The 26,562-nt window shown below is 66.2% G+C and carries 21 protein-coding genes; 11 read left to right on the top strand and 10 right to left on the bottom strand.

Annotation, left to right across the window (positions count from 1 at the left end):
- Positions 1-11: 11 nt before the first annotated feature.
- The 9 genes from CKO40_RS02575 to mnmG form a co-directional block, all read right to left on the bottom strand.
- Positions 12-551, bottom strand: coding sequence for a F0F1 ATP synthase subunit delta (locus CKO40_RS02575; RefSeq protein WP_200344459.1), 540 nt, complete (start codon positions 549-551; stop codon positions 12-14).
- A 9-nt stretch (positions 552-560) separates the two neighbouring features.
- A complete protein-coding gene (locus CKO40_RS02570) occupies positions 561-1,031 on the bottom strand; it encodes a F0F1 ATP synthase subunit B (protein ID WP_200344457.1) in 471 nt (156 codons plus the stop codon).
- 60 nt (positions 1,032-1,091) lie between these two features.
- The gene (gene atpE, locus CKO40_RS02565; protein WP_200344455.1) at positions 1,092-1,325 is read right to left on the bottom strand and encodes a F0F1 ATP synthase subunit C; all 234 of its coding nucleotides are present in this window, start codon (positions 1,323-1,325) and stop codon (positions 1,092-1,094) included.
- Positions 1,326-1,364: 39 nt separating this feature from the next.
- Positions 1,365-2,231 carry a F0F1 ATP synthase subunit A gene (gene atpB / locus CKO40_RS02560; RefSeq protein ID WP_200344452.1) on the bottom strand — a complete coding sequence of 289 codons (867 nt, stop codon included), beginning with the start codon at positions 2,229-2,231 and terminating at the stop codon, positions 1,365-1,367.
- Positions 2,232-2,246: 15 nt separating this feature from the next.
- Positions 2,247-2,594: an ATP synthase subunit I gene (locus CKO40_RS02555; protein WP_242476745.1), complete on the bottom strand. Its 348-nt coding sequence runs from the start codon at positions 2,592-2,594 to the stop codon at positions 2,247-2,249.
- Positions 2,595-2,986: 392 nt separating this feature from the next.
- A complete protein-coding gene (locus CKO40_RS02550; protein ID WP_200344450.1) occupies positions 2,987-3,919 on the bottom strand; it encodes a ParB/RepB/Spo0J family partition protein in 933 nt (310 codons plus the stop codon).
- A gap of 30 nt (positions 3,920-3,949) precedes the next feature.
- A complete protein-coding gene (locus tag CKO40_RS02545; RefSeq protein ID WP_200344448.1) occupies positions 3,950-4,756 on the bottom strand; it encodes a ParA family protein in 807 nt (268 codons plus the stop codon).
- Positions 4,749-5,486, bottom strand: coding sequence for a 16S rRNA (guanine(527)-N(7))-methyltransferase RsmG (rsmG, locus tag CKO40_RS02540; protein WP_242476744.1), 738 nt, complete (start codon positions 5,484-5,486; stop codon positions 4,749-4,751). Before rsmG ends, CKO40_RS02545 begins: the two co-directional genes overlap by 8 nt.
- Positions 5,487-5,531: 45 nt before the next feature.
- Positions 5,532-7,592 carry a tRNA uridine-5-carboxymethylaminomethyl(34) synthesis enzyme MnmG gene (mnmG, locus tag CKO40_RS02535; protein WP_200344446.1) on the bottom strand — a complete coding sequence of 687 codons (2,061 nt, stop codon included), beginning with the start codon at positions 7,590-7,592 and terminating at the stop codon, positions 5,532-5,534.
- A gap of 92 nt (positions 7,593-7,684) precedes the next feature.
- On the opposite strand from mnmG, the gene CKO40_RS02530 reads away from it, so the two are divergent.
- From CKO40_RS02530 to CKO40_RS02520, 3 genes are all read left to right on the top strand, one after another.
- Positions 7,685-8,629: an AAA family ATPase gene (locus tag CKO40_RS02530; RefSeq protein WP_200344444.1), complete on the top strand. Its 945-nt coding sequence runs from the start codon at positions 7,685-7,687 to the stop codon at positions 8,627-8,629.
- 257 nt (positions 8,630-8,886) lie between these two features.
- Positions 8,887-9,843, top strand: a complete 957-nt coding sequence (locus CKO40_RS02525; RefSeq protein WP_200344441.1) for a DUF58 domain-containing protein — start codon at positions 8,887-8,889, stop codon at positions 9,841-9,843.
- 102 nt (positions 9,844-9,945) lie between these two features.
- Positions 9,946-12,159 carry a transglutaminaseTgpA domain-containing protein gene (locus CKO40_RS02520; RefSeq protein ID WP_200344439.1) on the top strand — a complete coding sequence of 738 codons (2,214 nt, stop codon included), beginning with the start codon at positions 9,946-9,948 and terminating at the stop codon, positions 12,157-12,159.
- Between the two features lie 70 nt (positions 12,160-12,229).
- Here the strand turns inward: CKO40_RS02520 and CKO40_RS02515 are convergent, their stop codons facing one another.
- A complete protein-coding gene (locus CKO40_RS02515; RefSeq protein ID WP_200344437.1) occupies positions 12,230-13,696 on the bottom strand; it encodes a lytic transglycosylase domain-containing protein in 1,467 nt (488 codons plus the stop codon).
- A 224-nt stretch (positions 13,697-13,920) separates the two neighbouring features.
- Here CKO40_RS02515 and rlmH point away from each other — a divergent pair, with 224 nt between their 5' ends.
- The 8 genes from rlmH (at position 13,921) to CKO40_RS02475 (ending at position 26,528) form a co-directional block, all read left to right on the top strand.
- The gene (gene rlmH, locus CKO40_RS02510; protein WP_200344435.1) at positions 13,921-14,421 is read left to right on the top strand and encodes a 23S rRNA (pseudouridine(1915)-N(3))-methyltransferase RlmH; all 501 of its coding nucleotides are present in this window, start codon (positions 13,921-13,923) and stop codon (positions 14,419-14,421) included.
- 176 nt (positions 14,422-14,597) lie between these two features.
- Positions 14,598-15,245 (top strand): Maf family protein, encoded by a 648-nt coding sequence (locus CKO40_RS02505; protein WP_200344433.1) that lies wholly within the window; start codon positions 14,598-14,600, stop codon positions 15,243-15,245.
- 452 nt (positions 15,246-15,697) lie between these two features.
- Complete coding sequence (rng, locus tag CKO40_RS02500) at positions 15,698-17,152, top strand: ribonuclease G (RefSeq protein ID WP_200344431.1); 1,455 nt, start codon at positions 15,698-15,700, stop codon at positions 17,150-17,152.
- Between the two features lie 27 nt (positions 17,153-17,179).
- Complete coding sequence (locus CKO40_RS02495) at positions 17,180-21,745, top strand: YhdP family protein (protein ID WP_200344429.1); 4,566 nt, start codon at positions 17,180-17,182, stop codon at positions 21,743-21,745.
- 140 nt (positions 21,746-21,885) lie between these two features.
- Complete coding sequence (locus tag CKO40_RS02490; protein ID WP_200344427.1) at positions 21,886-22,713, top strand: carbon-nitrogen hydrolase family protein; 828 nt, start codon at positions 21,886-21,888, stop codon at positions 22,711-22,713.
- Between the two features lie 157 nt (positions 22,714-22,870).
- Positions 22,871-24,316: a metalloprotease TldD gene (tldD, locus tag CKO40_RS02485; RefSeq protein WP_200344426.1), complete on the top strand. Its 1,446-nt coding sequence runs from the start codon at positions 22,871-22,873 to the stop codon at positions 24,314-24,316.
- A gap of 233 nt (positions 24,317-24,549) precedes the next feature.
- On the top strand, positions 24,550-25,899 hold the full coding sequence (gene pmbA, locus CKO40_RS02480; protein WP_200344425.1) for a metalloprotease PmbA: 1,350 nt from the start codon (positions 24,550-24,552) through the stop codon (positions 25,897-25,899).
- Between the two features lie 356 nt (positions 25,900-26,255).
- Positions 26,256-26,528, top strand: coding sequence for a hypothetical protein (locus CKO40_RS02475; protein WP_200344424.1), 273 nt, complete (start codon positions 26,256-26,258; stop codon positions 26,526-26,528).
- The last annotated feature ends 34 nt before the right edge of the window (positions 26,529-26,562 follow it).

The raw sequence follows: 26,562 nt of genomic DNA, 5'->3' as shown, positions 1-26,562 counted from the left end.
CGGTGTCCAGTTCAGAATTGCAATTCGTTAGCCAGCTGCTGCAGCCTGCCGCGCACCGAGCCGTCGATGACGACGTCGTCGGCGCGGACTTCGAGACCGCCGATCAACGAGGGGTCCTGCTCCACCGTCAGCTCCACATCGGCGCCGAAATGCCCTTTCAGCGTGCCTTTCAGGCTGTCCTGCTCGGCATCCGAGAGCGCGAAGGCGCTGCGAATCTGAATGTGTCGAACCCCCTGGGCCGCGGTCTTGCGCGCGTCGAACAGACGCGCGAGATCAGGCAGCACGGCGAGACGCTCGTTCTCGGCGAGCAGACGCACCAGGTTTTGGACCTCAGCACTCAATCCCTCGCCCGCAACCCCGAAGATCAGGTCGAGCAAGGCCTTGTCGCTGAGATTTGGATTACCGATCTGCGACGCGACCTGTGGATCGGCGACGATCGCTGCGAGCCTGTTCAGCGCATCGGACCAAGTATTCAGAGCACTGCTGGCGCGGGCCACCTCGAAGGCGGCCTCGGCGTAGGGGCGCGCGATGGTTGTGCTGTCTCCGGCCATCAGCGTGTCCTAAAGCTGCTTCGCGAACGAGTCGAGCAGGGCCTTATGGGCACTGGCGTCGACCTCTTTTTCAAGGACCTTCTCGGCGGCGGCCACCGCAAGCGTCGCCATGCGCTCACGCAACTCCTCGCGCGCCCGATTGGTCTCCTGCTCGATCTCGGCATGGGCCGCGTTGCGGATGCGATCGGCCTCGCCTTGTGCATCACGCTTGGCCTCGTCCATGACCTCGTTGTAGCGCTTCTGCGCCTGCGCGACGATCTCGGCGGCCTTCTCTTTTGCCGCCTTCATCTCTTCGAGCGCCTTTTGACGGCCGATCTCTTGCTCCTGCTGCCCGCGCTCGGCGGCAGCCAGACCTTCGGCGATCTTGGTCGCCCGCTCGTCCAGCGCCTTCATGATCGGCGGCCAGACGTACTTCATACAGAACGCCACGAAGACCGCGAATGCGATCATCTGGCTAATCAGTGTCAGATTGATGTTCATCCTATTGCCTCGTTGGGGGACGCGCGGTGAGCGGTGCTGTCCGTCCGGGACGAGACGAGATCAGAGTGCGAACATCGCGTACAAGCCCATCGCGATGGCGATGACCGGCAGTGCGTCGGTCAGACCCATGACGATGAAGAACTGGGTGCGCAGCATCGGGATCAGCTCGGGCTGACGCGCCGCGCCTTCGAGGAAACGGCCACCGAGGACACCGATACCGACACCGGCGCCGATAGCACCGAGACCGAGCATCAGGCCGGCTGCGACATAGACGAGAGCTTGTGCGATTTCCATTGTTTTTCCCCTCAGGAGAGCGTTGAGTGAAGCGATGGTTTAGTGATCGGTCTGATGCGCCATATCGAGATAGACGATGGTCAGCACCATGAAGATGAATGCCTGCAGCGTGATGATCAGGATATGGAAGATCGCCCAGGCCAGCTGCAATGCGCCGCCGCCAAGGCTGAGCACGATGTTATGGCCGTACATCAGCGCAATCAGAATGAAGATCATCTCGCCGGCGTACATGTTGCCGAACAGTCGCAGCGAGAGCGAAAGCGGCTTGGATAGCAGACTGATTCCTTCGAGGATCAGGTTGGCCGGCAGGCCGAACTTTCCGAACGGGTGCAGCGTCAGCTCGCCGACGAAGCCCCCCACGCCCTTGATCTTGACGCTGTAGTAGAGCACCAGGAAAAAGACCGCGATCGCCATACCAAAGGTGATGTTCGGATCGGTGGTCGGCACGACACGCATGAAGACGTGATGCGGATCAGCACCGAACAGCCCCATGAACTGACCGAAGGCCCAAGGGATCAGGTCCACCGGCACCAGGTCCATCAGGTTCATCAGGAAGACCCAGGCGAAGATGGTCAGCGCGAGCGGCGCGACCATATCGTTCTTGGCACTGAAGGAGCCCCGAACGTTTTCGTTGACGAAATCGATGATCCACTCGATGAAGTTCTGCGCCTTCCCGGGCACGCCTGCCGTAACGCTATCGGCAACCTTGCGAAAACCGATCAGGAACAGGACACCGAGACCGATCGACCAGAGCAGGCTGTCGACATGGAGCGCCCAGAAGCCCATCGCCGCAGCCTCTTCGGCGTTATGGGCGAAGACCAGCCCCTTGTCCGGGAGCCAACCCAATGTCAGGTTGGTGAGATGGTGCTGGATGTAGTCGCTGGCGGTAAGCTCTGCAGTGGCCATCGATGAGGTCTCTTCTTAGCTATTCGAGCGTGCATCCGGACGTTGCGCAAACAGCGCCGGGACGACCTGAACCGCGAGATAGGCGCCAAACAGCGCCAACGGGTTCAGTTCGTCCAGCGTGGCGAACGCCAGGCCGAAAACGGCAAGGACAATGACAATCTTGACGAGCTCGGCGCCGTAGATGCGCGCGAGCAGCCTCCCTGGCTCCTGCGCTGCGTAGCGCTGGAACACACGAAATGCGAAGTACCAATTCGCGAGGAGGCAGCCGCCAGCGCCAATCGCCGCGGCGAGCAACGCGTCCATCCCAAACGGAACTGCAGCTGCACTGACCATGACTGCCACCGCAGCCTGCCAGATCAGCAACCGTTTCAGCTGCACACGATCCGGCGGGGTCAAGCTGTCCAATCGGAATGAAATGAGCCGCCCTCCTAAAGCTGACGAAGTATAAGTTCCGTTGAATATACCGGTCAACGCCGATAGACCGATTCAGGTGCGCCGAAACCCGGAATGCCTGCGTCGGCATCACCCTTGCCGCGTCCACACATCCAATCAAGTCATTGAAAATTCAACTAGTTCCAGGTTCATTGGCTGCAGCAGAGCCGATACCGATGCAGGCTATCGATGCTGAGCATCGAGATTACCTATGTGACCGGCCGAGGCCCGAGCCGACGCTCAGATCATCGCACCGACCGGCCGGAGCGGCTATGAGCACGGGCACACCGACCCGAGCCTATGAGCCAGGCAGCGGCCCGCCGCTACTGGATATGGGCGAGGATGCCGTCGAGCTCGTCGAGACTGTTGTAGTTGATCACGAGGCGCCCCGTACCCTTGGCGCCGTGCTGAATCGCCACCCGCGCCCCGAGCCGCTCGGCTAGGTCATCCTGGAGACGACGGATGTTCGGGTCCGGCGCGGGCTTCGGCTTGGCCCCTTGCGACCCTTCCTCATCGGCCTGGACGCGTCGGATCAGACGTTCGGTCTCGCGTACCGAGAGGCCCTGTCGCACGACCTCATTCGCGGCGTCGATCTGATCCTGGCCGCGCAGGCCGAGCAGCGCCCGCGCATGGCCCATCTCGAGGCGGTCATCCTCGACCAGCCCCTTGACCGGCCCCTCGAGCTCGAGCAGGCGCAGCAGATTGGTCACCGAGCTGCGGGACTTGCCCACTGCCTCGGCGACCTGCATGTGGCTGAGACCGAATTCATCGAGCAGCCGCTGCAAGGCCCCGGCCTCCTCCAGCGGGTTGAGATCGTCACGCTGGATATTCTCGATCAGCGCAATCGCGAGCGCTGCCCGCTCATCGACCTCGCGCACGACGACCGGGATGCGCTCGAGACCGGCGAGCTGACTCGCTCGCCAACGCCGCTCGCCAGCGAGCAGCTCATACATCGCCCCCGCCACCGGACGCACGACGACAGGCTGAATCACGCCTTGGGCGGCAATCGAGTCCGCGAGCTCACGCAAGCGGTCCTCATCGAAGCCACGCCGAGGCTGGTAGCGCCCCCGCTGGATCTGCTCGACCGGCAGCTCGCGAACCGCCTCGCCCTGCGCCGGCCGCGTCACCACACCGGCACCGGATGCGGTGTAGGCGGCATCGCCGGCCTCGCTACCGTCCTGCTCACCGAGCTCGCGAGCCCCTCCCAGCAAGGCATCGAGCCCGCGGCCGAGCCCCTTCTTCTTTGACGTGGTCATCGCCGCCAAGACTCCAGGCTAGGGCTGAGCTCAGGCGGCACTCGGTCGCGACTCAGGCTGACGCGCGCGACGCCGCAAGACCTCGCTCGCCAGTGCCTGATAGGCGATCGAACCACGCGACCCTCGGTCATAGAGTAACGCTGGCAGGCCGTGGCTGGGGGCCTCGGCCAGGCGCACATTGCGGGGGATGATCGTTCGATAGACCTCATTGGTGAAATGGGTCACGAGCTGCGTCGATACCTGATTCGCCAGGTTGTTGCGCGGATCATGCATCGTGCGCAGGATGCCCTCGATGCGCAATGCCGCATTGCGGCTGCCGCGAATCTGCTCAATGGTCTCGAGCAAGGCGGACAGCCCCTCGAGGGCGTAGTACTCGCACTGGATCGGGATCAACACCCCGTCCGCGGCCACGAGCGCGTTGACGGTCAGCATGTTCAGCGACGGCGGACAGTCGACGATGACGATCTCGTAGGCATCGGAGACGCCAGCGAGGGCCTTGGACAAGGCCCGCTCGCGCTGCGACGACTGCATCAGCCCGACCTCGGCTGCGGTCATGTCGCCGTTGGATGGAAGCAGGTCCAGACCTTGCGCCGGGGCCTCGAGGTGCACGACGCAGTCAGCGAACGCGGCATTGCCCATCAGGAGATCGCCACCGGTGACCTCGAGCGCGTTCTTGTCGACGCCCATCCCCATGGTCGCATTGCCCTGCGGGTCCATATCGACGAGCAGCACCCGCCGCCCCGCCGCTGCCAGCGAGGCTGCCAGATTGATCGCGGTTGTGGTCTTGCCCACGCCGCCCTTTTGATTGGCGATCGCAATGGTTTTGATGCTAGCCATAGGTACTGCTACCGAAGGGAACCTCGATCAGGGTCCGTTCGCCGTCGATTCCAGGAACGGTGAGGGAATGGCACAAAGGGGGATCGGCGCGCTGCTTGCCGCCGAAGCCGGCTGCTGATCTCTGGGGCGCAGCATGGTCGTTGCATCCGTTCAACACCGCGAGCTCATCCTCGCTCAGGCGACCCTTCAGGGCCAACAGACGACCATCACTGGCGGCATGAGACTGCGCGCCAGCGATGAGCTGTGGCAGAGACGCCAGCGCACGCGCGACAATGGTAGCGAATTTGCGCGCCGGACGGTATGTCTCTAGCCGTTCCTGCACCACCTCAACATTCGTCAACCCCAGCTCGAGCACAGCCTGCTGCACGAAACGCGTCTTCTTACCGTTGCTGTCCAACAGCGTGAAGGCGAGCCCGGGCCGCGCGATCGCGAGGGGCACTCCGGGCAGGCCAGCCCCGGTGCCGAGGTCCAGCACCGGCCCCTGTATCACCCAAGGCAGCACCGCAAGGCTATCGAGCAGATGACGCGGGACCATCGCGGCCGGATCACGCACCGCGGTCAGATTGAACGCGCGGTTCCAATGCGCCAGCAGCCGCACATAGTCGACCAGCCTCGCCCGAACCGCATCATCCAGCCCCGCACCGTCGCCGCCCATCGCCGCCAGCCCCGCATCCAGCCGCGCCCGCAACGCCGCCGGCTCGACCACCCCGTTTTCATCTCGTCTCGGCAACGCAAATCCTCTCAAGATTGGACCAGACACCGCGCCAATACCAACTCACGCACTCAACCGCTTCAAATGGATCAACAACAGCGACACCGCCGCCGGCGTCACCCCCGGGATGCGGGCCGCCTGACCGACCGTTGCCGGCCGCACCCGGCGCAGCTTCTCGGTCACCTCGGCCGAGAGCCCGCGCACCGTCTCGTAGTCGAAATCGACCGGCAGCACGCGCGCCTCCTGACCACGCTGACGCTCGATCTCGTTCAGCTGCCGTGCCAGATAGCCCCCGTAGGTCGCCTGGATCTGGACCTGCTCCGCAATCGCGAGTGCATCCGGATGGACCGAGCCGGCAGCTCGTGCGGCGCTCGCGCGGACGCCACTCGCGACACCGCCTTGAACGTCCTCGTTCGAAGCCGCGCCCGCGCCTCGCGGCAGAGGGTCGACCGCATCGGCTTGCGGTGCCGGCGGCGCCCCCCCTCCTGCGGCCGTCTGGCTGGCAGCGACCCCGAGCGGATCACCGATCGCCTCGCAGGCGACCAGGTCCTGATAATCGACCGCCGGCCGCGCGAGCAGCTCCAGTGCCCGCACCTCGCGCTTGATCTGCTCACCCGTGCGGCGTTCGACCTCGGCGGCAAGCTCGGTTCCGGGACGCACCCAGCAGCCGCGCAAACGCTGCTGCTCGCGCTCGATCGCCTCGCGCTTGACCTCGAACCGCTGCCAGCGCGCATCATCGACCAGTCCAAGCCGGCGCCCGGTCTCGGTCAGCCGCAGATCGGCATTGTCCTCGCGCAGCATCAAACGATACTCGGCGCGGCTGGTGAACATCCGGTACGGCTCGTTGGTGCCGCGGGTGATCAGGTCATCGACCAGCACGCCGAGGTAGGCCTCGTCGCGCCGCGGCGACCATGACTCGAGCCCCTTGACCTGCCGCGCTGCGTTAACGCCTGCGAGCAATCCCTGCGCGGCGGCCTCCTCATAGCCGGTGGTGCCGTTGATCTGCCCGGCGAAGAACAGCCCCGCGACATACCGGGTCTCGAGCGACGGCGCCAGATCGCGCGGATCGAAGAAATCGTACTCGATCGCATAGCCGGGACGGGTCAGATGCGCCTGTTCGAAGCCGGGGATCGAGCGCACCAGCGCATGCTGGATGTCGTAGGGCAGGCTGGTCGAGATCCCGTTCGGATAGACCTCGCCACTGGTCAGCCCCTCGGGTTCGACGAAGATCTGATGCGAGGTCTTATCGGCAAAGCGCACGATCTTGTCCTCGATCGACGGACAGTAGCGCGGGCCGATGCTCTCGATCACGCCCGAATACATCGGCGAGCGCGCCAGACCACCGCGAATGATCTCGTGGGTGCGTTCGGTGGTCCGGGCGATATGGCAGCTGATTTGCCGCGGATGCTGATCGGCGCTGCCGAGATAGGAGAAGACCGGCACCGGCGTATCGCCCGGCTGCTCATCGAGCTGGCTATAGTCGATGCTGCGCGCGGCGATCCGCGGCGGTGTACCGGTCTTTAGCCGCTCGACCCGAAACGGCATCGCGCGCAGACGCTCCGCGAGCGCGTTGGCCGGCGGATCACCGGCTCGACCGCCCTGATAATTGCTCAGCCCGATATGGATGCGGCCGCCGAGGAAGGTGCCGACCGTCAGCACCACCGCCCGCGCCCGGAACTCGAGCCCCATCTGCGTGCGAACGCCGACGACGCGCTCGCCCTGCCCAGTCGATTCGAGCAGCAGGTCGTCAACCGCCTGCTGGAACAGGTCGAGATTCGGCGCCGTCTCCACCGCCGCGCGCACCGTCCCCCGGTAGAGCATGCGGTCGGCCTGCGCCCGGGTCGCCCGCACCGCCGGCCCCTTGCGCCGATTGAGCACCCGGAACTGGATGCCGGCATGATCGGTCGCATACGCCATCAGTCCGCCGAGGGCATCGATCTCGCGCACCAGATGGCCCTTGCCGATCCCGCCGACGGCCGGGTTACAGCTCATCTGGCCGATCGTCTCGATGTTATGGGTCAGCAGCAGGGTTTGGGCGCCCGCGCGCGACGCGGCCAGTGCAGCCTCGGTGCCCGCGTGTCCACCGCCGACGACGATGACGTCGTATTGCTGTTCTGCCAACATGATCCCGATTCCTCTTGGCGTAGACCCCTATCATTTGCCGAACGGCCTAAGATTCGAAGCGCCCCTGACGGCCTGAGCGCTCACCCATCGCTATGCTCAAACCTGTCGGCGCTGCGCCAGCGCTCAACCCCTTTCGACCGCTTATCGAGGCGGCCGGCTCGGTCATCCTCGGCAAGACGCAGGAGCTCAAGCTGGCGTTCATCTGTCTGCTCGCCGGTGGGCATCTGCTGATCGAAGACCTGCCCGGCGTCGGCAAGACCACGCTCGCCCACCTGCTGGCCCGGCTGCTCGGGCTCCGGTATTCGCGCATCCAGTTCACCAGCGATATGCTGCCAGCGGATGTGCTCGGCGTCTCCATCTACGACCGCTCCGCCGAGCAGTTTCGCTTCCACCCCGGCCCTGTCTTCGCCCAAGTGGTGCTGGCCGACGAGATCAATCGCGCGACCCCGAAGGCCCAGAGCGCACTGCTCGAGGCAATGGAAGAGCGCCAGGTCACAGCGGAGGGCGAGACTCGAAGCCTCCCGCAACCGTTCTTCGTGATCGCGACGCAAAACCCCGCGCATCAGGTGGGCACCTTTCCGCTACCGGAGTCGCAGCTCGATCGCTTCCTGATGCGGATCGCGCTCGGCTATCCGAGCCAGGACCAAGAGCGGCTGTTGCTCGCCGGCGAAGATCGACGCGCGCTGGTCGCCGGCATGGAACCGCTCATGGATGCCGAGACCCTCGTTCAGGCCCAGGCAAGGCTCGAGGGGGTTCATGCCGCGCCGCCGATCATCGATTACTGCCTGGGAATCCTCGATTATACGCGTGCGAGCAGTCGTTTCCGCCATGGACTCTCGCCGCGCGCCGGCATTGGCCTGCTAAGGGCCGCAAAGGCCTGGGCGCTCGTCGATGGGCGTGATTTCGTCGCCCCCGATGACATCCAGGAGGTGTTGCCGGCCGTGGTGGCGCACCGTTTGAGACAAGGTGACGACGGCGATCCCCATGCCGATCCGAGCGCCGCGGCCCAGATCCTCGACGCCGTCCCGATCCCTTAACCCTAGAAACCGCAGTTGACCGCTTACCCCGGGGCGCTTGCACAAGATGTCGAAGACTTTGCTGTTGATCCGCTTTGAGCCGCGCCCTGACTCGACTGCGGACAAGCGACGCCTGCTGCAAACCTTCGAGCAGAACGTCCCCTGCGGCTGGCGAAATCAAGAGACTGCGCGAGTCGAGCGGCCGTTTTGATCGTCGCACTTCGGATCGCCTCGCACCCTTGACCAGCAGGAGACAGCAGGCCTGGCTCGACGGTCTCATGCGTCGCTGCCCCCATGATCACGACGGGATCGCGACGATCGGCGCGCGACGGATCTACATCCTGCCGACCGCGACCGGTTTCGCGTTCGGTGCGATGTTGTTCGCGACCCTGCTCGGCTCCCTGAACTACCAGAACAACCTCGGTCTGTTCCTGACCTTCCTGATGGCCGGCATCGCACTGGTGAGCATGCACCACTGCTGGTACAACCTGCTCGGGCTATCGGTGCGCTGCGCCGACGCCGAGCCGGTCTTCTGCGGCCGGCAAGCCCGCTTCCGGGTCGAGCTCTGGGATTGGCGCGGCCGCGACCATGGGGAGGTCTGCCTGCGCGGCGGCGGCTGCGGTCCGATCCCCGCCAGCGCTCACGCCGAGATCGACGTCAGCGTTGCGACGTTCCATCGCGGACCGGTACAGATCGACGAGCTCCTGATCGAGACCCGACACCCGCTCGGTCTGTTCCGTGCCTGGGCCTGGACCCGGACCCCGGCGCAGGTCCTGGTCTATCCTGCACCGGCGCCGGAAGCGCCTCCGCCCGGGCTCGGCACCACAGCGGATCATCGCAGCGAAGCCAAGGCCGAGGCCGCGGCTTGGCGCGATAGCGGCGCTGAGGACTTTATCGGCTCACGCGGCTACCGCCCCGGCGACTCGCCGCGGCAGATCGATTGGAAGGTCCTGGCCCGCGAGCGCGGATTGGTCACCAAAGAGTTCGCCGGCGACCCGGCGGCCGAGGTGCAGCTCGATCTGCATCAGCATCGCGGCAACCTCGAGCAGCGGCTCTCTGTGCTGACCAGGCAGATACTGGATGCGGAGGCCCGACCGTTACGGTATGGGCTGCGACTTGGCACCGAGGTCATTCCTGCTGGCCGCGGCGAGCATCACAAGCGTCGGTGCCTTGAGGCCCTGGCCCGCTATCCGGCTGAATTCGATTCAGCGCCGAGCGCGCCTCGCGCAGCCTGAGCTGGCTCGAGATCAGGCAATCATGCTGAACGCCGAACGAGATCGATGCGCAGGCCCTGAACCCTGTGGCGCCTTCTGTCCGGCGATCAGGTGCAATAGCTAGTGGCTGCACAACGCCGGATCAGCCAGCGCCGAGATCGGCCGCAGGGACGCTCGTATCGGCTTTGGTCCCGCTCCCACGAGGCAGCCCAGCAGAACCGGGCGGATCGAGTCGCCGAACCACCGAGTACCGGCGGTGACCGCTACCGCAGTCGTCGCCCGGATGCCTGGCAGCTCAGCGCCGCGACGGCACTGCTCGGGCTCGGCGCCTTACCACTGTTGCTCGCGCTGCGCCTGCAGGTCGGGCTGTTCGTGCTCGCGTTGCTCGGAATCAGCGCCGCGATAGTCCGTTGGCCGCGTCTGCAGCCGAACCGGTGGCTACTGCTCGCCCTGACCCTGCTCGGCGGTCTGCTCGTGCTCGATGCCTACCACTCGCTCGTCGGCCAGAACGCCGGCAGCGCGCTGCTGCTGGTGATGATCGCGTTGAAGCGGCTCGAGAGCCGCACGGTCCGTGACCTCCGGGTGCTGATGGTCACCTTTGGTTTTCTGCTCGTGATCCAGTTCCTGTTCGGCGAATCCCCCTGGCTTGCGGCCTGGATGGTGCTGATGCTGATCGGCGCGGTCGCATTGCTGGCCGATCTCAGCGTCGCGGGGCGGCCGGAACACCGACTCGCCGATTGGCGCGCTGCGGGTCACAGAGCACTGATCCTGACAGCACAGGCCATGCCGCTGGCGCTGGTGCTGTTTGTGCTCTTTCCGCGGCTCGACGCACCGCTGTGGGATCTTCAGCTCGACGATGAGCGCGGCGTGACCGGACTCACGGATTCGCTCGAGCCGGGCTCGATCAGCGAGCTGATCGTCTCGGGTGAGGATGCGTTCCGGGTACGTTTCGATTCACCGCCGGCTCTGCCCCCCGACGCGATGTACTGGCGCGGACCGGTACTCTGGCGCACGAACGGCCAGCGCTGGGTGCCGCGTCCCGAGCAACAAACAGACGCCGCGTCTGCGGCCGACCGGATGCCGACCCGGACGCTCATCAGCGAGCCGATCCGCTATAGCGTGCTGCTCGAGCCAACCGATCAGCACTGGCTGTTCGCCCTCGAGCTGCCGACCCAGCTGCCGGATGGTGCCCGCCTGACCGCCGACTTCCAGCTACTCGCGTCGAAGCCGGTGACCGATCTGCGGCTGTATCGGGCGAGCTCGGTCGTCGACTATCGGATGAGCGGGCTCTCCGCAATGGACGAGCGGGCCGCTCTTCAGCTGCCGTCCAATGTCACCGAGCGCATGCGCGCGCTGGTCGGCGGCTGGCGGGAGCAGTCCGGCTCGGCTGCCGAGGTCGTGGAACAGGCGCTGGGCTTCTTCAATCGGGCGCCGTTCCGCTATACGCTGCTGCCGCCAACGCTCGGCGACAACCCCACCGATGCGTTCCTGTTCGAGACCCGGGCCGGCTTCTGCGAGCATTACGCCTCGAGCTTCACGCTGCTGATGCGGCTGGCTGGGGTCCCTGCGCGGATCGTGCTCGGTTATCTCGGTGCCGAATACAACCCGCTGAGCGGCGACTACCTGGTCAGGCAATCCGACGCCCATGCCTGGGCCGAGGTCTGGCTCGACGGCCAAGGCTGGGTGCGGGTGGACCCGACCGCGGCCATTGCCGCCGAGCGCATCGAGCGCGAACTGCGGTTCGACACCCTCGGACGCACGGCGCCGGCGCGCTTCCGCATCGAGGAGACGAGCGCACTGGGCCAATTGCTCCGCGGCGCCCGCTTCCTGGCCGATGCGCTCGATTCCGGCTGGAAGAATTGGGTGCTCGGGTTCTCGAGCCGCGATCAGCTGCGGTTGCTGGATCGGCTCGGTCTCGAGGCGCTGCGCGAGTACGGCCTGGCGATCTTGATGACGATCGCCGGGTCGGCCGTGATGCTCACCTGGGTCCTCGTGCTGGCGCGCCAGCCCCGACCGCGCGACCCGGTCCAGCGCTGCTGGCAGCAATTCGGCCGCCGCCTCGCCCGCATCGGGCTCCCTCCGGAGCGCAACGAGGGTCCGTTCCATTACCTCGAGCGGATACAGCAGGCGAGGCCCGATCTGGAGCAATCGGCCGCGGCCATCGTCGAGCAGTACCTGCGACTGCGCTACCGGCCGACAACCAAACCCTCGACTCACCGCGACTTCTGTCGGCAGGTGCGCCGATTCCGGCCCAGCTCAAGACCCAGCTCAAGACCCAGCTCAGGGCCCAGCTCAAGGCCCGGTTCAGGGCCCAGCTCAGGCCCCGCAAGCGCATGAGGTCGTCAGTGACAAGCCCGTGCCCGGACTGCGCACCGGCCGACCGTCGTTTCCGGGACCGCCCGTTCCGTCAGCCGCTCACCCGAAGCCTCTGACCGACCCGGATCGTGTTCTCGTTCGGCCCCAACCGATTGAGCTGCCGAAGCTTCTCAACCGAGATGCCGTTGCTGACCGCGACCCGATACAGGGTTTCGTCGGGCTTCACGACGTGGTACTTGGGCGCCCGTTTCGCTGCAGGCTTCGCAACCGCGGGGCTTGCCGCGCTCGCGACGGACGAACGGCTCGCCTGGCGGCGTTCGGCGGCGGCTCTGCCAGGATTGGAGCCAGAGCCTGTGCTGAGCGTCGCCGTCGACGCGACACGGATGCGATCGTCGTAGGCCGGAGGCAGACTGGCGACCCGCGCGAGGCTGCCCTTCGGAAGCCAGACCGTGGTGCCACCCGGCAACCGGGAACGGCCATTCAGTGCGGGCTCGCGCCAGTGTAGATTGAGCCTGCCGAGACGGGCCGTTGGGATGCCGTAATGTTGCGCGACATGCTCAGCCGGCATCGCGCTGCGCAGCACGATGCGTTCGGAGGACCAGGGCTCCTCGTAGCGAATCCCCTCCGGGAAATAGCGCTTCGGATGCTCGGCGACCTCCCGGGCGGCAACGAACGAGGCATAGAAATTTCGGGACGCGAATCCGAACGCTCGACCCTTGTAGTGTTTGACGATCTTGCCGATGTCGCTGCCATGCTGGGCCTTGGCATTGGCCATCCCGCCCTTGCCGTGGTTGTAAGAGGTGATCGCCAGCGGCCAGCTACCGAGCAGGCGATGGGCCGCCGACAGATAACGGGCCGCCCCGTCGGCACAGGTAATCGGATCGAGGCGCTCATCGATCACACGATCGACGCGCATGCCATAGTCACGGCCAGTCGCCGGCATGAACTGCCAGATGCCCGCGGCCCCGACGCTCGAGCGCGCGTGGGTCTGGAACGAGGATTCGACATGCGGGAGATAGGCGAGGTCCTCGGGCACACCCCGAGCCCGCATCGTCTTGCGGAAATGCTCGTCATAACGACCGCTGATCTCGAGCCCGCGCCGGAAGCGCTCGCGCACACCGCGCTGACTGCGCACACGGTCGGCGGCGCCATAGACCGCATCGCGGCCCGCGCCACGCTCGAGCTTGGCGAGCAGTGCCTTATCCGTGCTGCTGAGCGGTGCATCGCGCCGCACCTTGGACTCGAGCGCGCGCAGTTGATCCCGATACATCGCCTTGCGCGCTCTCACCCAATTCCGCTGCGCATTGGTATAGCCTTCGCGCGTGGCGCCGGGCAGCTCTGCGACCTCATAGACGACACCCAGATGCTCGTCATCGTGGAACGCCACCTCGGAGCGGCTCCAAACGCCATAGACCTTGCGCCAGAAGTCGACATTGGGCTGAATCGGGTCCGGCACCGGGAAGGTGTCGGAGGCGCTGTAGTCCATCGACTTGAGGCCGTCACCGCGCAAGCCTCCACCGCCGGCACAGCCGGTGAGCAGGGTCACGATGAGCAGCATGAGGAAGAGAAGGAGATGCGCGGACAACGGACCACGCAGGTACCACAGGCGGTGCGCGGAGCAGGGGCGGGGTGTCGGCAGCCTAGTCATGATCCTGCAATGCATCCTCCAGCGATTGTCATGTAAAACAAGGACAATCCTCGCTTACTTGACAAGGTTTCACAAGTCTTGATTTCGATTTCGATTCTCCGAACCGTAGCACCGCCGCTTGGGCTTGATCTGCGATGCGTATCCAAATCCTGAGCGTCGGACGGCGAATGCCGGCCTGGGTCGACGCGGGTTTCAGCGAGTACGCCAAGCGGCTGCCACCGAGCTGCACCCTATCGCTGGTCGAGATCGAGCCTGCCGTTCGCGGCAAGCACGGACAAGGCGGGCAGCCCTCTAGAGCGCAGCGCGAGCGGATACTGGAGATCGAGGGCCAGCGACTCTTGAAGGCGACGCCGCCGACCGCGCTGGTGATCGCACTCGATGTCCGCGGCCGCAGCTGGTCCACCGAGGCACTCGCATCCGAGCTCGAGGATTGGCTCGCCAGCGGCCGCGATATCGCCCTGCTGGTTGGAGGTGCCGAGGGCCTCGATGAGCGCTGCCTCGCGCGCGCGGAGCGGCGCTGGTCGCTCTCCGAGCTGACACTCCCGCATGGACTCGTGCGCGTCGTCCTCGCTGAGCAGCTCTATCGTGCCTGGACGATCCTCCAAGGCCACCCCTACCACCGAGGAGCGCAATGAGCTCGAATCGATCCTCTGTGTCAAACGATACGGACCCAGCCCAGGACATGGCTTCAATGCAGGTCGCTGCAGTGGAGCCCAGCCCTTCGCAATCCTCCCCAGCGCAATCCTCACCGGCGCAATCCTCCCCGGCGCAATCCTCCCCGGCGCAATCCTCCCCGGCGCAATCGTCCCCGATGCAATCGTCCCCTCTGCAGTCACGCCCGCGGCACCCAGAACCGCTGCAGCTCTATCTCGCATCGCAATCACCGCGGCGATTGCAGCTGCTCGAGCAGCTCGGCCTCAGCCCCGTTGTGATCATTGCCGAAATCGATGAGACGCCCGAGCCGGATGAACCGCCTGATGCCTACGTGACCCGCATTGCCGCAGCCAAGGCCCAGGCGGGCTGGGCGAGGTTGCCCGAGGCCCCGACGGGGCCGCTGCTGGCCGCCGACACCGCGGTCGTCATCGATGGCCGCCCCCTCGGCAAACCGGCCGATGCCGAAACAGCGCTGTCGATGCTAGCCTTATTATCCGATCGCACGCATGAGGTACTGACCGCAGTCACCGTCCTTGCCGTCGGCCCCGAGGGCGCCAGAGCGCCGTCTCAACGCCAGTGCCTCAGCCGAACCGCGGTGCGGATGCGTAAGATCGAACCCAGTGAGGCGTTGTCGTACTGGGAGAGTGGCGAACCGCGCGACAAGGCCGGCGCCTATGCGATACAGGGGCTCGGGGCCATGTTCGTTGAGTCCCTGCATGGCAGTTACAGCAACGTGGTCGGGCTGCCGCTGTACGAAACCGCGGCCCTATTGCGCGAACAAGGGATCGAGGTGCTTCGATCTTAGGCGATGATCGGAGAGGCTCAGACCGAATTGCGTAGTATCCTCGTTTGCCTTCCGGGTTTGCCTTCCGGGTTTGCCTTCCGGGTTTGCCTTCCGGGCTTGCTTTCCGGGTTTTCCTTCCGGGTTTGCCTTCCGGAAGCGGCGCCGGGAGCATAGCCGGGCTATGTGACCGGCGGCGCGACGAAGAAGGCGAGCGAAAAGACCAGCAAGGCGGTATGAGCTTTGACAGAAATCGCCTGAGGCAGGCGAGCAGACGCGCTCGCTTACTTCAATGAGCCGCGACGGATCGGAAGGACCGGCCTTCGGTTCCGTCGGCCAATGACACCGATGGCCACCGCCAGAGCCCGGCTTCCCCGCTGCGACCGAACGCAGCACCCGCCATTCAGCCAACCAGGACCGAGAGTCACGAGGTCGATATCGATGAACCGGACGACCGCGCCCACTGCGCCCACCCCATGAGCGAAGAGATCCTGATCAACGTCACTCCGCCCGAGACGCGCGTGGCGGTGATCGAGAACGGTGTCGTTCAGGAGATCATCATCGAGCGGGCCGAGCGCTGCGGCCTGGTCGGCAACATCTATCGCGGCCGCATCTGCCGCGTGCTGCCCGGGATGCAGGCGGCCTTCGTCGAGATCGGCCTCGACCGCGCGGCCTTCCTACATGCCTCCGACATCATCACCACCGACGGCGAGGCGCGCAGTGAGCAGATCACCAACCTGGTCAAGGAGGGCGACCCAATCCTGGTGCAGGTGGTCAAGGACCCGCTCGGCACCAAGGGCGCGCGACTCACGACCAATATCTCGATCGCGTCGCGCTACCTGGTCTTCATGCCGCGCCTGGGCAACACCGGGGTCTCGCAGAAGATCGAGGACGACGACGAGCGCAAGCGCCTGCGCGAGATCCTGCAAGCCTACGTCGACGAGCACGAGGGCGTCGGCGGTTACATCGCCCGCACCGCCGCCGAGACCGTCGAGGACGAGGACCTGTGCCGCGACATGGCGTTCCTGGCCAAGCTCTGGCGCGGGATCAAGGAGCGTTGCGACAACAGCAGCGAGATCGGTCTGATCCACGATGATCTGCCGCTCGCGCTGCGCGCGCTGCGCGACCTGGTCACCCCGGAGGTCGAGCGCATCCGGATCGACTCACGCGCGACCGTCGACAAGGGCAGGCCGTTCGCGGTCAAGTACATCCCCGAGATCGTCGACCGCATCGAGTATTACGGCGGCGAGCGGCCGCTGTTCGACCTCTATGGCGTCGAAGACGAGATCCAGAAGGCCCTGCAGCGCAAGGTCCAGCTCAAGTCCGGCGGTCACCTGGTGATCGACCAGACCGAGGCGATGACGACGATCGACGTCAACACCGGCGCCTTCGTCGGTCACCGCAACCTCGAGGAGACGATCTTCAAGACCAACCTGGAAGCGGCGCAGGCGATCTGCCGCCAACTGCGGCTGCGCAACCTCGGCGGCATCATCATCATCGACTTCATCGACATGACCGATGAGGAGCACAAGCGGCAGGTGCTGCGGGCGCTCGAGAAGTGCCTCGCGCGCGATCACGCCAAGACCCATATCACCGAGGTCTCGGCGCTCGGCCTGGTCGAGATGACCCGCAAGCGCACCCATGAGTCGCTCGAGCACATCCTCTGCGAGCCCTGCCCCTGCTGCGGCGGCCGCGGCTCGCTGAAGACCGCCGAGACCACCTGTTATGAGATCTTCCGCGAGATCCTGCGCGAGGCCCGTCAGTTCGAGGTCGAGCAACTGTTGGTGCTCGCCTCTCAGGAGGTCATCGATCGTCTCCTCGACGAAGAGTCGGGGCATCTGGCCGAGCTCGAGGAGTTCATCGGCAAGCCGATCAAGCTGCAGGCCGAATCGCTCTACACTCAAGAGCATTACGACGTCGTCCTGATCTAGGCCGGAGGCGATGCATCGACTGACCCGATGACGCGTGCGCTCCATAGGCTTGCAAGCGCCCTTGTAACGGTCGCAGCCGGCGCACTGATCCTGTTCGCGATCTTATCGCTCGCGACACGGCTGCTGCTGCCGCACGCCGAAGGGCTGCGCGAGGCGGTGATCTCAGGTCTCGCCGAGACCCTCGGCGTCGAGGTCGAGGTCGGCGCCCTCGCGCTGCGCTTGCGCGGACTGTCCCCTGTGCTCGCCTTCAGCGATGCACAGCTGCTCGCGCCTGGCGCGCACGGGCAATCCGACCCGCAGGTCCTGCTCAGGACGCGGGCGTTGCGCGTCGAGATCGATCTGCTCGCATCGCTGACCGCGCAGCGCCCTCGGATCGAATCCATCACCCTGGTTGGCGCTGAGATCCAGGTGGCCCGAGGCCGCGATGGCCAGGTGCGCGTGCTCGGCCTGGACAGGATGCGAGGCGACGATATCGCCGCGCTGGACTTCTTTCTGAAGCAAGGTCGCTTCCGCTTGCTCGATAGCCGCTTGATCTGGCGAGACCAGCACGACAGCGCACCGGCAGCACGCACAGCTGGCACAGCCGGCACAGCTGGCACAGCTGGCACAGCTGGCACAGCTGGCACGACTGAGCCTGGCTCGGCATCGAGGTTCTCGCAAACCTTTCTGATCGAGGTGGCCGAGCTCAACAACGACGGCCGCTCCCACCGGTTGCGACTGCGCGTCCGTCCGGATGTCGATCCCACCGGCGAGATACAGGTCCTTGGCGCTTTCGAGGGACCGGCCGCAACACCGGCGCAATGGTCCGGCCGCATCTACCTCGGTTGGCTCGGGACCGACATCGGCGCATATGGCCTGGGTCCGACCGCAGCAGCGGCAGGCGCCGGCAGACCGATCGGAGCCGACCGAGTCACGGCAGCACCTGAGACTGGCGGCCAGGATACAAGCAGACTCGACTCAGGCGCTTGGGGGCCGGGCCCATCGGGGCTGGGCGCATCGGGGCTGGGCGCATCGGGACTGGGCGCATCGGGACTGGGCGCATCGGGGCGGGCCGCAGTAAGCCCAGACGCCCTGGACCTTGGCTCAGGGCGTATCGACGCGCCGAGCAGAGGGTCATTGAGCCTGGCGACATCGACCTTCCAGTTGGAGAGCTGGAACCGGCTCGTTGAGGGTCAGCTGCAGGACTCGCTGGCCCGGATCGCAGTCAGCGATTTGACAGTGGCGGCCAGTGCCGGGCAACGCGGCTATCGTCTCGGCGAGCTCTCTGGCATGGCACGCTGGCAGCGCGACGAGGATGGCTGGAAGCTCGATATCCAGGACCTCCGATGGCCCGGTAGCGATGACGAGATGGCCTCTACCAAGGCACGGGTACGCTATCAGCGAAGACCGAGCCCATCGGCGAGCGCAGCCAGCCCGCCCGCAAGCCTGTTCGCCGCAGTCGGCGCGGTACCGCTGCGGCCGGTCGGCAAGGTCCTGGCACTGATCGCGCCCCAGCTGCCTGAGCCGGCCGCGTCGCTCATGACCGCCGGCGTCAGCGGTCAGGTGCGCCGTCTCGCCCTCCATCTCGGCCTTACGCCGACAGGATCGGCGGCGGCGATCGACGCGCCGGCTGACGGCGACAGCTCCAGCCGCGTGCCCGGCCTGCCCGCGGTCGTCGACTGGCGTCTCCGGGGCGAGCTCGAGGACCTTCGCATCAATGCTGGCGCCGCAATCCCCCCCATCGCAGGACTCGATCTCAGCGGCGAACTCGGCCCCCAGGGCGGCCGAGCCGAGATCGATGCCGCCGACGTCGAGCTCAACCTGCGGCCCTTCTTCGCCCGCGTCCATCGCTTCACGCAGCTGCGCGGCAAGCTCGCCTGGCGCCTGATGCCGGCCGGATCGATCCATCTCTGGACGCCCGCGCTGCGCGCCGAGACCGCCAACGTCGAGACATTGACTCGCTTGAGTCTGTGCGCCCATCCATCCGGCGCCAGTCCATTCTTGGACCTGCATATCCATCTGCGGAACGGCCGGATCAGCGGGCTGCGTCAATGGCTTCCTGCCGGGATCATGGATGACCGGCTCGAGGACTGGCTGCAGCGGGCGATCGTTGCCGGCCGGGTCGAGTCCGGCGACCTGCTGCTGCGCGGCGCGCTCGATCAATTCCCCTTCGATGACAACCAGGGCCGTTTCCAGCTCGTGCTGCGTGCCGTCGAGGGTACGCTCGACTACGGCGTCGGTGCACGTAGACCCGCCAGCACGACGGGCCTCCGCAGCGCCGCACCGCAGCGCTCGCGCAGCTGGCCGCCGCTGCGAGACATTGCCGCCACGGTGCGCTTCGAGAACCGCCGTCTCGAGATCGAGGTGCCGAGTGCATCAATCCTCAATATCCGGGTCGAAGCCGGCCGGGCCCGCTTGGCCAACCTATGGCAACCGCGCTATATGGAGATCGAGGCGCGCGGCGAGGGACCACTCGCAGACGGGCTGCACGTGCTCTCGACGACCCCGTTGGCAGACAGGCTTGGCGGGCTCGCCTCCGCGGTTGAGATCGAGGGACGCAGCGAGCTCCGGCTTGATCTCGGTGTACCGCTGACGCGCGGGCTGCCGTTCCGTTACGCCGGCACGCTGGATCTCGGTGACGGCGCGCCGAGCCTGCAGATCAAGGGCAGCGAGCTGCGCTTCACCGAGATCGGCGGCCAGCTAGGGTTCGATCCGGACGGAATCACCGCCGAATCGATCAGCGCGAACCTTGGCGAACAGCCGATCGCGGTCGACGTCGAGACCCGCGGCGCCGGTACGCCGGAGGCGCGCACCGAGATCGGCCTCAGCGGCCAGACCCCTGTCAATGCAATCGCAGCGACGCTTCCGGAGGTGTTCTCAAGGTTGACCAATGGCGAGTTCGACTGGCGTCTGCTGCTCTCGCTGCGGAACCGCGATGCGGTTCAACCAGACCCGCCGATCGGCTTCGATCTGACCTCGAACCTGCGCGGGCTCGCGGTCGAAACGCCGGCCCCGTTCGGCAAATCGGCTGGCGAAGCACGACGCTTCCAGCTCAGCGGGCGCTATCAGGGGCAGTGGCCCCTGTCGGTCAATCTTCGCTATGGGGCGCTCGGTGCACTGCTCGAGCTTAGTCAGGCCGAACAGGGCGAGGTCCGGGCGCGGCGCGCCGCGATCGGACTCGATCGGCTTCCATCAGCGCTACCGCCACCCGGCCGTCTGCGCGTAGGCGGTCGGCTCGAACAGCTAGATCTCGACCCTTGGCTGAAATGGGCCGCTCAGACCAAGCCGGACTCGCCCCAGGACAGCCCCGGCACGACGGGGCTCGTGCTGCTGCCCGTCCAGCTCCAGGTCGCCGAGCTCCGTTTCGGGGCCTGGCAGCTGGATGGGCTGGACGCCCTGATCACGCCTGAGTCTGAAGACGCCTGGACCGTGGAGCTCCGCACCGACCAGACCGGCAGCGGCCGCATCCGTCTGCCGCCCCCGAGTCGCCGCGAGCCGATCCAGGCCCGGCTCGAGAGACTAGATATTGCACCGCTCGCCGAGGACCAGGCCGAGGACCAGGCCGGGGACCAAGCCGGGGAGAGCGCGCGGCGCGCATCGATCTCGGCAGCGGACCCAAGCCAACTAGGCGGCTGGGATGTCGAGATCGAACGGCTGCATTACGGCGATGATCTGCTGGGGCACCTGCGTATCCTGACCGCACCTCGGCCTGATGGGCTGCGCTTTACCGAGCTGAGCCTCGAGGGTCCGCATGTGCAGGCCAGCGGACATGGCCAATGGCTGATCGATGCGACCGATTTCGTTGAGACAGTGGTCGAGATCGAGGCGCAGAGCGATGCCGTTGGTGAACTGCTGCGCGAAAGTGGGTTCTACAGCGCCTTGAGCGGCGCCCCGGGCACGCTGTCGATCGATCTTGCCTGGCCCGGGGGACCGTCCGACCTGTCCCTCGCCAGTGCGCGCGGGCAATTGGGTCTCGAGATCGGCGCTGGACGCATGCTCGAGATGGAGCCCGGGGTCGGGCGCATGCTCGGCATCCTGAACACGAGCGCACTGCGGCGGCGGCTCAGCCTGGATTTCAGCGATGTCTTCGAGGACGGCTTCAGCTTCGACAGCATCAGGGGCGAGATCAGGATTCGCAGCGGCGAGGCACGCATCCGCGCCCTCGAGGTCTTGGCGCCCCCGGCCGACATCCAGATCACCGGCCAGACCAATCTGGTCGAAGGGCTGCTTGATCAGCGCGTCGAGGTCACACCGAAGATCGGTACCGGCCTTGCTCTGGCCGGAGCGGTCGCCGGCGGGCCGGTGCTCGGCGCCGCCGTCTTCCTGGCCGACAAGGTGACCGATGGTGGCGTCGAGCGGCTGGGGCGCTACGCATACCGTGTCGAAGGCCCCTGGCGCGATCCGGAGATCACCCGCATCGGCACCAGTGGGGCGCTGGCCGTCGGCGATCTGCTTGTCAACGAGCCAGACCCCGATGAATCGGAATCGGGCCGCACCCCCGAGGCGAGCGGGCAGCGGTCAGCGTCAGACGACACAAGCCCGTCATCGGCTCAGCAGCGCAAACGCTCCCCTGCTCGGACGGAGCCGGACAACCCGTTCCTCGAGGGGTTCTGAGCGGGTGAAGCCGGATCGCGCCGGCGGAGAGGCGTCTGCTCGCACCATCGGGTCCCTCGGGGTGCTATGGTTACCGACTATCGACAGAGCAGACACGGAACCGTCATCGGTGGCGCTCTCGCCGCCCTTGACCCAATGCCATGAGCGAAGCACCGAAGGTCGCGGCCATCCAGATGGCCTCTGGTCCGAACACGACCGCCAACCTGATCGAAACCGAGCGCCTGATCGGCCTGTCGGCCGAGGCCGGAGCAGGTCTGATCGTGCTGCCCGAGAACTTTGCGTTCATGGGTCAACAGGATCGCGACCTGCTGCGTCTCGCCGAAGACGATGGCAATGGCCAGCTGCAGGATTTTCTGGCGAAGATGGCCCGCCGTTACGGCGTCTGGCTGGTCGGCGGCACCGTGCCGATCCGCACCGGCGACCCGGAGCGGGTGCGCTCGGCGGCGCTGATCTACAACGCCCAGGGCGATCGGGTCGCACGCTACGACAAACTGCACCTGTTCGATGCCGTGCTACCAAGCGGCGGCGAGCGCTATCAGGAATCGGCGACCATTGCCCCCGGGGAGCAGAGCCCCGTCGTCGACACCCCGTTCGGACGGCTGGGGGTCCTGATCTGCTATGACCTGCGGTTCCCTGAGACAGCACGTCGGATGGTCGATAGCGGCCTCGAGATCCTGGCCGTGCCGGCCGCCTTCACGGCTCAAACCGGAAAGGCCCACTGGGAGACCCTGGTGCGCGCCCGCGCGGTTGAGAACCTTGCCTACGTCATCGCCGCTGCCCAAGGTGGTTTCCATCTCAGCGGACGGGAAACCTATGGGCACAGCATGGTCGTCGACCCCTGGGGCAACGTGCTGGCCGAGGTGGCCCGCGGCGTGGGGCAGGTCTGCTGCCCGCTCGACCGCGATCGTCAGGTCTTCCTGCGCAAGACCTTCCCCGTGCTCGAGCATCGCCGTCTGAAATGCCGCTAGCCGGCAATACCGGCAAGCCTGGCGTACAAAGCGCCTTCCCCGAGTCCCCGCTATCCCCGATGCCGACCAAGGCTGGAAAAACGCCTGCGGGCATACCACCTCGAAGACATCAGGCCTCGGCCTCCACCGTCTTGCACAAGCCGAAATCAACACACCTATGACCGATTCCATCGCGCTCGCACGCCAAAGCATCCTGGCCCCGGTCGGCCTTGGCGATAGCGACCTCGACCGTCTGATCAGCGCGCTCAGCAGTCCGGCCATCGATGCCGCGGATGTCTACTTCCAAAGCAGCCGTCTCCAGTCCTGGATGCTCGAGGACGGCATCATCAAGGACGGCAGCTTCAATATCGAGCAGGGCGCTGGTCTGCGCGCGATCAGCGGCGAGAAGACCGGCTTCGCCTACTCCGATGAGCTCGAGCTCGGGGCCCTGACCAAGGCAGCCGATGCCGCACGCGCCATTGCACGCGGCGGCGGGGCCGCCCCCGTCAATATTGGCGGCGCGCCCGCACGACGGCGCCTGTACGACCCGATGAATCCGATTGAGAGCCTCGACGATGCGGCCAAGATCGATCTGCTGCATCGCGTTGATGCCGAAGCGCGCGGGATGGACACCCGTGTCAAGGAGGTCATGGTCAGCCTGGTCGCAGTCCAGGATACGATTCTGGTCGTCTCCGACGACGGCCGCTTGAACGCTGACGTACGCCCCCTGATCCGCTTGAGCGTCGTCGTCGTCGCCGAGGAGAACGGTCGCCGCGAGCAGGCGCACAGCGGCGGCGGCGCGCGGCTGGATCTCGGCTGGATGCTGGCCGAGGACCGCGCCCTTGGCTTCGCGCGCGAGGCCGTGCGGCAGGCCTTGGTCAACCTCGAGGCCGGCCCGGCGCCGGCCGGGACGATGACCGTGGTGCTCGGCGCCGGCTGGCCCGGGGTGCTGCTGCACGAGGCGATCGGGCACGGGCTCGAGGGCGACTTCAACCGGAAAGGCACCTCGGCCTTCAGTGGCCGGCTGAACGAGCGGGTCGCGGCCAAAGGCGTCACCGTGGTCGACGACGGCACCCTGCCGGGCCGGCGCGGCTCGCTGAACATCGACGACGAAGGCACGGAGAGCCATTGCACCACGCTGATCGAGGACGGCGTGCTGGTCGGCTATATGCAGGATCGGCTCAACGCGCGATTGATGGGGATGCAGCCGACCGGCAACGGCCGTCGTGAGTCCTATGCGCACCTGCCGATGCCGCGGATGACCAACACCTACATGCGGGCAGGCAACCATGACCCGGGCGAGATCATCGCCTCGGTCGAACATGGACTCTATGCCGCCAATTTCGGCGGCGGCCAGGTCGACATCACCTCGGGCAAGTTCACCTTCTCGGCCAGCGAGGCCTACCTGATCGAGAACGGCAAGATCAGCCAGCCAGTCAAAGGGGCCACGCTGATCGGCAACGGCCCGGACGTGCTCACGCGGGTCAGCATGGTCGGTAACGACCTCAAGCTCGACGCCGGTGTCGGCACCTGCGGCAAGGACGGGCAGAGCGTGCCCGTCGGCGTCGGCCAGCCGACACTGCGCGTCGACGGGCTCACCGTCGGCGGCACCGGGGCCGATTGAGTCGGTCGAACGGGTTCCGGTTCGGAGCGGTTCCAGTTGACGCCGGGCCGACCCGTTCGGACCCGGGTTTGACACCGGATTCGACACTGGATTATCGCAACCCTGCCTCTCGAACGGCCGCGGAAGCGCCGTCTTCGATCATCCCCAGCCCTTGGAGACGCGAGCCGCCTCGACCAGGCTTGGGGCATTGACCGGTCGCTCCCGCCGACACTCTTCACTACAAGGACATTGCCATGGCGAACCTGGCCACAGCCGACACCACTGAACAACTCCAACGCCTGGAGCAATCCATCGACCGGCTGCTCTCCGAGGCCAAGCGTTGCGGCGCCACCGCCGCCGAGGCGGTCGTGAGCGCCAGCACCGGCCTTGAGGTCGCAGTGCGGATGGGTGAGATCGAGACCGTCGAGCACACCCGCGACCACGGCCTCGGGGTCACGGTCTACTTCGGCAAGCGCAAGGGCTCGGCCAGCACCTCGGACCTAACCCCGCAGGCGCTCGAGGACGCGGTCGCCCAAGCCTGCACGATCGCGCGCCATACCCAGGAGGACCCCTGCGCGGGACTGGCACCGGCCGAGCTGATGGCGCGCGAGCTGCCATCACTCGACCTCGACCACCCCTGGGGCATCAGCGTCGACGGCGCCGTGCGCCTGGCCACCGACTGCGAAGACGCGGCCCGCGCCCAGGACAACCGGATCATCAACTCCGAAGGCGCCAGCCTCAGCACCCATGCTGGACTCAAGGTCTACGGCAACAGTCATGGCTTCGTCGGCGGCTATCCAAGCACCCGTCACGGCCTGAGCGTCGCCGTCGTCGGCAAATCGGGCGATGAGATGCAGCGCGACTACTGGTGGACCTCGGCGCGCGCCCCCGAGGACCTCGAGGCGGCCGAGAGCGTCGGGCGCCGCGCCGCCGAGCGCACCGTTGCGCGCCTCGGCGGCCGGCGCCTCGGCACCCGCCGCGCCCCGGTCCTGTTTCGTGCCGAGCAGGCCGCCGGGCTGCTCCGTCACCTCTGCGGCGCGATCAGCGGATCGGCCCTGTATCGGAAGATGAGCTTCCTGCTCGACCAGCTCGGTGAGCCGTTGTTCCCGGTGTTCGTCCAAGTCCAGGAAGACCCGCTACGCCCGCGCGGCCTGGCCAGCGCACCGTTCGACGGCGATGGCGTCGCCACTGCGCCCAAGACGATCGTCCGTGACGGGGTGCTGCAGACCTATCTGCTCGACCACTACGCCGGCTGTCGGCTCGGTATGACCACGACCGGCAATGCCGGCGGCGTGCGCAACCTAAGCCTGCGCATGGGGGACAAGGATCGGGCCGAGATGCTGCAAGCACTGGATACCGGCCTGTTCGTGACCGAACTGATGGGCCAGGGCGTGAACAACGTCACCGGCGACTACTCGCGCGGGGCCTCCGGATTCTGGGTCGAGAACGGCGTCATCCAATATCCGGTCGAAGAGATCACGATCGCCGGCAACCTCAAGGACATGTTCAAGGGCCTCGTCGAGATCGGTAACGATCACGATTTCTGCGGCAGCACGACCACCGGCTCTTGGCTGATCGACAAGATGACCATCGCCGGTGAGTAACTCCGGTCCTTCGGGGTCGTTCTCATCCTAAGCGGCCCCATCAAAACGCCCGTTTGAATCGCGATAGCCCCTGATTTCGAAAGGCAAGCAGCCATTCTGTTACGGCTTCTAAGGAAATGTCCGCCATTTGCTTCCCAAAGCCTCCTCAGCCTGTCGCCCCTAAATCGGGAGGTCAGTTCTGGACAGTCGCTAATCGCTGGACCGCACCTATACCCAAAGCACGTCAATGCTCGGCACGGCAGAGCGGAGGGTCAGGTGGCAAAGCCGACTCCGACGTTTTGGCTGCCAGTCAGCAAGACCGATCCAGGTCATTTGCGGACAGCCGCTAACAACCGCGCTGCAACCTTGAGCCTGTCATGATCGATCCCACCACAGCCCTCGACCAGACCGTCGCCGCGATCGAGGCGGCGCCGGAGTCCGCTGCCGCCCTGACCCTCTACGCGCTGGTCAACACGCTCGAGTACGAGCGCGCGGGGCGGCTGTTCAAGCTCGCCAAGCTCAGGGATATCCCGGCGGAGCAGCGCCCGATCGCCTACGGCCTGATGGAGCGCTCGGTCGTCATCGGCATTGGAGACGATGCCTGGAACGAGGCCAAGGCGCGAATCGACCGCGCCATCCGTGGCGTCTGAGCGGCGCTGCCTACCCAACCCTGCGATAGCCGTC

The sequence above is a fragment of the Halochromatium glycolicum genome, assembly GCF_016584085.1.
Classification (GTDB): Bacteria; Pseudomonadota; Gammaproteobacteria; order Chromatiales; family Chromatiaceae; genus Lamprobacter; species Lamprobacter glycolicus.
This window is presented reverse-complemented; position numbering and strand designations above follow the sequence as displayed.

What these genes read in the sequence shown, in the direction of transcription:
- CKO40_RS02575 (WP_200344459.1), bottom strand. Translation starts at nt 551, where the DNA reads ATGGCCGGAGACAGCACAACCATCGCGCGCCCCTACGCCGAGGCCGCC.
- CKO40_RS02570 (WP_200344457.1), bottom strand. Translation starts at nt 1,031, where the DNA reads ATGAACATCAATCTGACACTGATTAGCCAGATGATCGCATTCGCGGTC.
- atpE (WP_200344455.1), bottom strand. Translation starts at nt 1,325, where the DNA reads ATGGAAATCGCACAAGCTCTCGTCTATGTCGCAGCCGGCCTGATGCTC.
- atpB (WP_200344452.1), bottom strand. Translation starts at nt 2,231, where the DNA reads ATGGCCACTGCAGAGCTTACCGCCAGCGACTACATCCAGCACCATCTC.
- CKO40_RS02550 (WP_200344450.1), bottom strand. Translation starts at nt 3,919, where the DNA reads ATGACCACGTCAAAGAAGAAGGGGCTCGGCCGCGGGCTCGATGCCTTG.
- CKO40_RS02545 (WP_200344448.1), bottom strand. Translation starts at nt 4,756, where the DNA reads ATGGCTAGCATCAAAACCATTGCGATCGCCAATCAAAAGGGCGGCGTG.
- mnmG (WP_200344446.1), bottom strand. Translation starts at nt 7,592, where the DNA reads ATGTTGGCAGAACAGCAATACGACGTCATCGTCGTCGGCGGTGGACAC.
- CKO40_RS02530 (WP_200344444.1), top strand. Translation starts at nt 7,685, where the DNA reads ATGCTCAAACCTGTCGGCGCTGCGCCAGCGCTCAACCCCTTTCGACCG.
- CKO40_RS02525 (WP_200344441.1), top strand. Translation starts at nt 8,887, where the DNA reads ATGCGTCGCTGCCCCCATGATCACGACGGGATCGCGACGATCGGCGCG.
- CKO40_RS02515 (WP_200344437.1), bottom strand. Translation starts at nt 13,696, where the DNA reads ATGCTGCTCATCGTGACCCTGCTCACCGGCTGTGCCGGCGGTGGAGGC.
- rlmH (WP_200344435.1), top strand. Translation starts at nt 13,921, where the DNA reads ATGCGTATCCAAATCCTGAGCGTCGGACGGCGAATGCCGGCCTGGGTC.
- CKO40_RS02505 (WP_200344433.1), top strand. Translation starts at nt 14,598, where the DNA reads ATGCAATCGTCCCCTCTGCAGTCACGCCCGCGGCACCCAGAACCGCTG.
- rng (WP_200344431.1), top strand. Translation starts at nt 15,698, where the DNA reads ATGAGCGAAGAGATCCTGATCAACGTCACTCCGCCCGAGACGCGCGTG.
- CKO40_RS02495 (WP_200344429.1), top strand. Translation starts at nt 17,180, where the DNA reads ATGACGCGTGCGCTCCATAGGCTTGCAAGCGCCCTTGTAACGGTCGCA.
- CKO40_RS02490 (WP_200344427.1), top strand. Translation starts at nt 21,886, where the DNA reads ATGAGCGAAGCACCGAAGGTCGCGGCCATCCAGATGGCCTCTGGTCCG.
- tldD (WP_200344426.1), top strand. Translation starts at nt 22,871, where the DNA reads ATGACCGATTCCATCGCGCTCGCACGCCAAAGCATCCTGGCCCCGGTC.
- pmbA (WP_200344425.1), top strand. Translation starts at nt 24,550, where the DNA reads ATGGCGAACCTGGCCACAGCCGACACCACTGAACAACTCCAACGCCTG.
- CKO40_RS02475 (WP_200344424.1), top strand. Translation starts at nt 26,256, where the DNA reads ATGATCGATCCCACCACAGCCCTCGACCAGACCGTCGCCGCGATCGAG.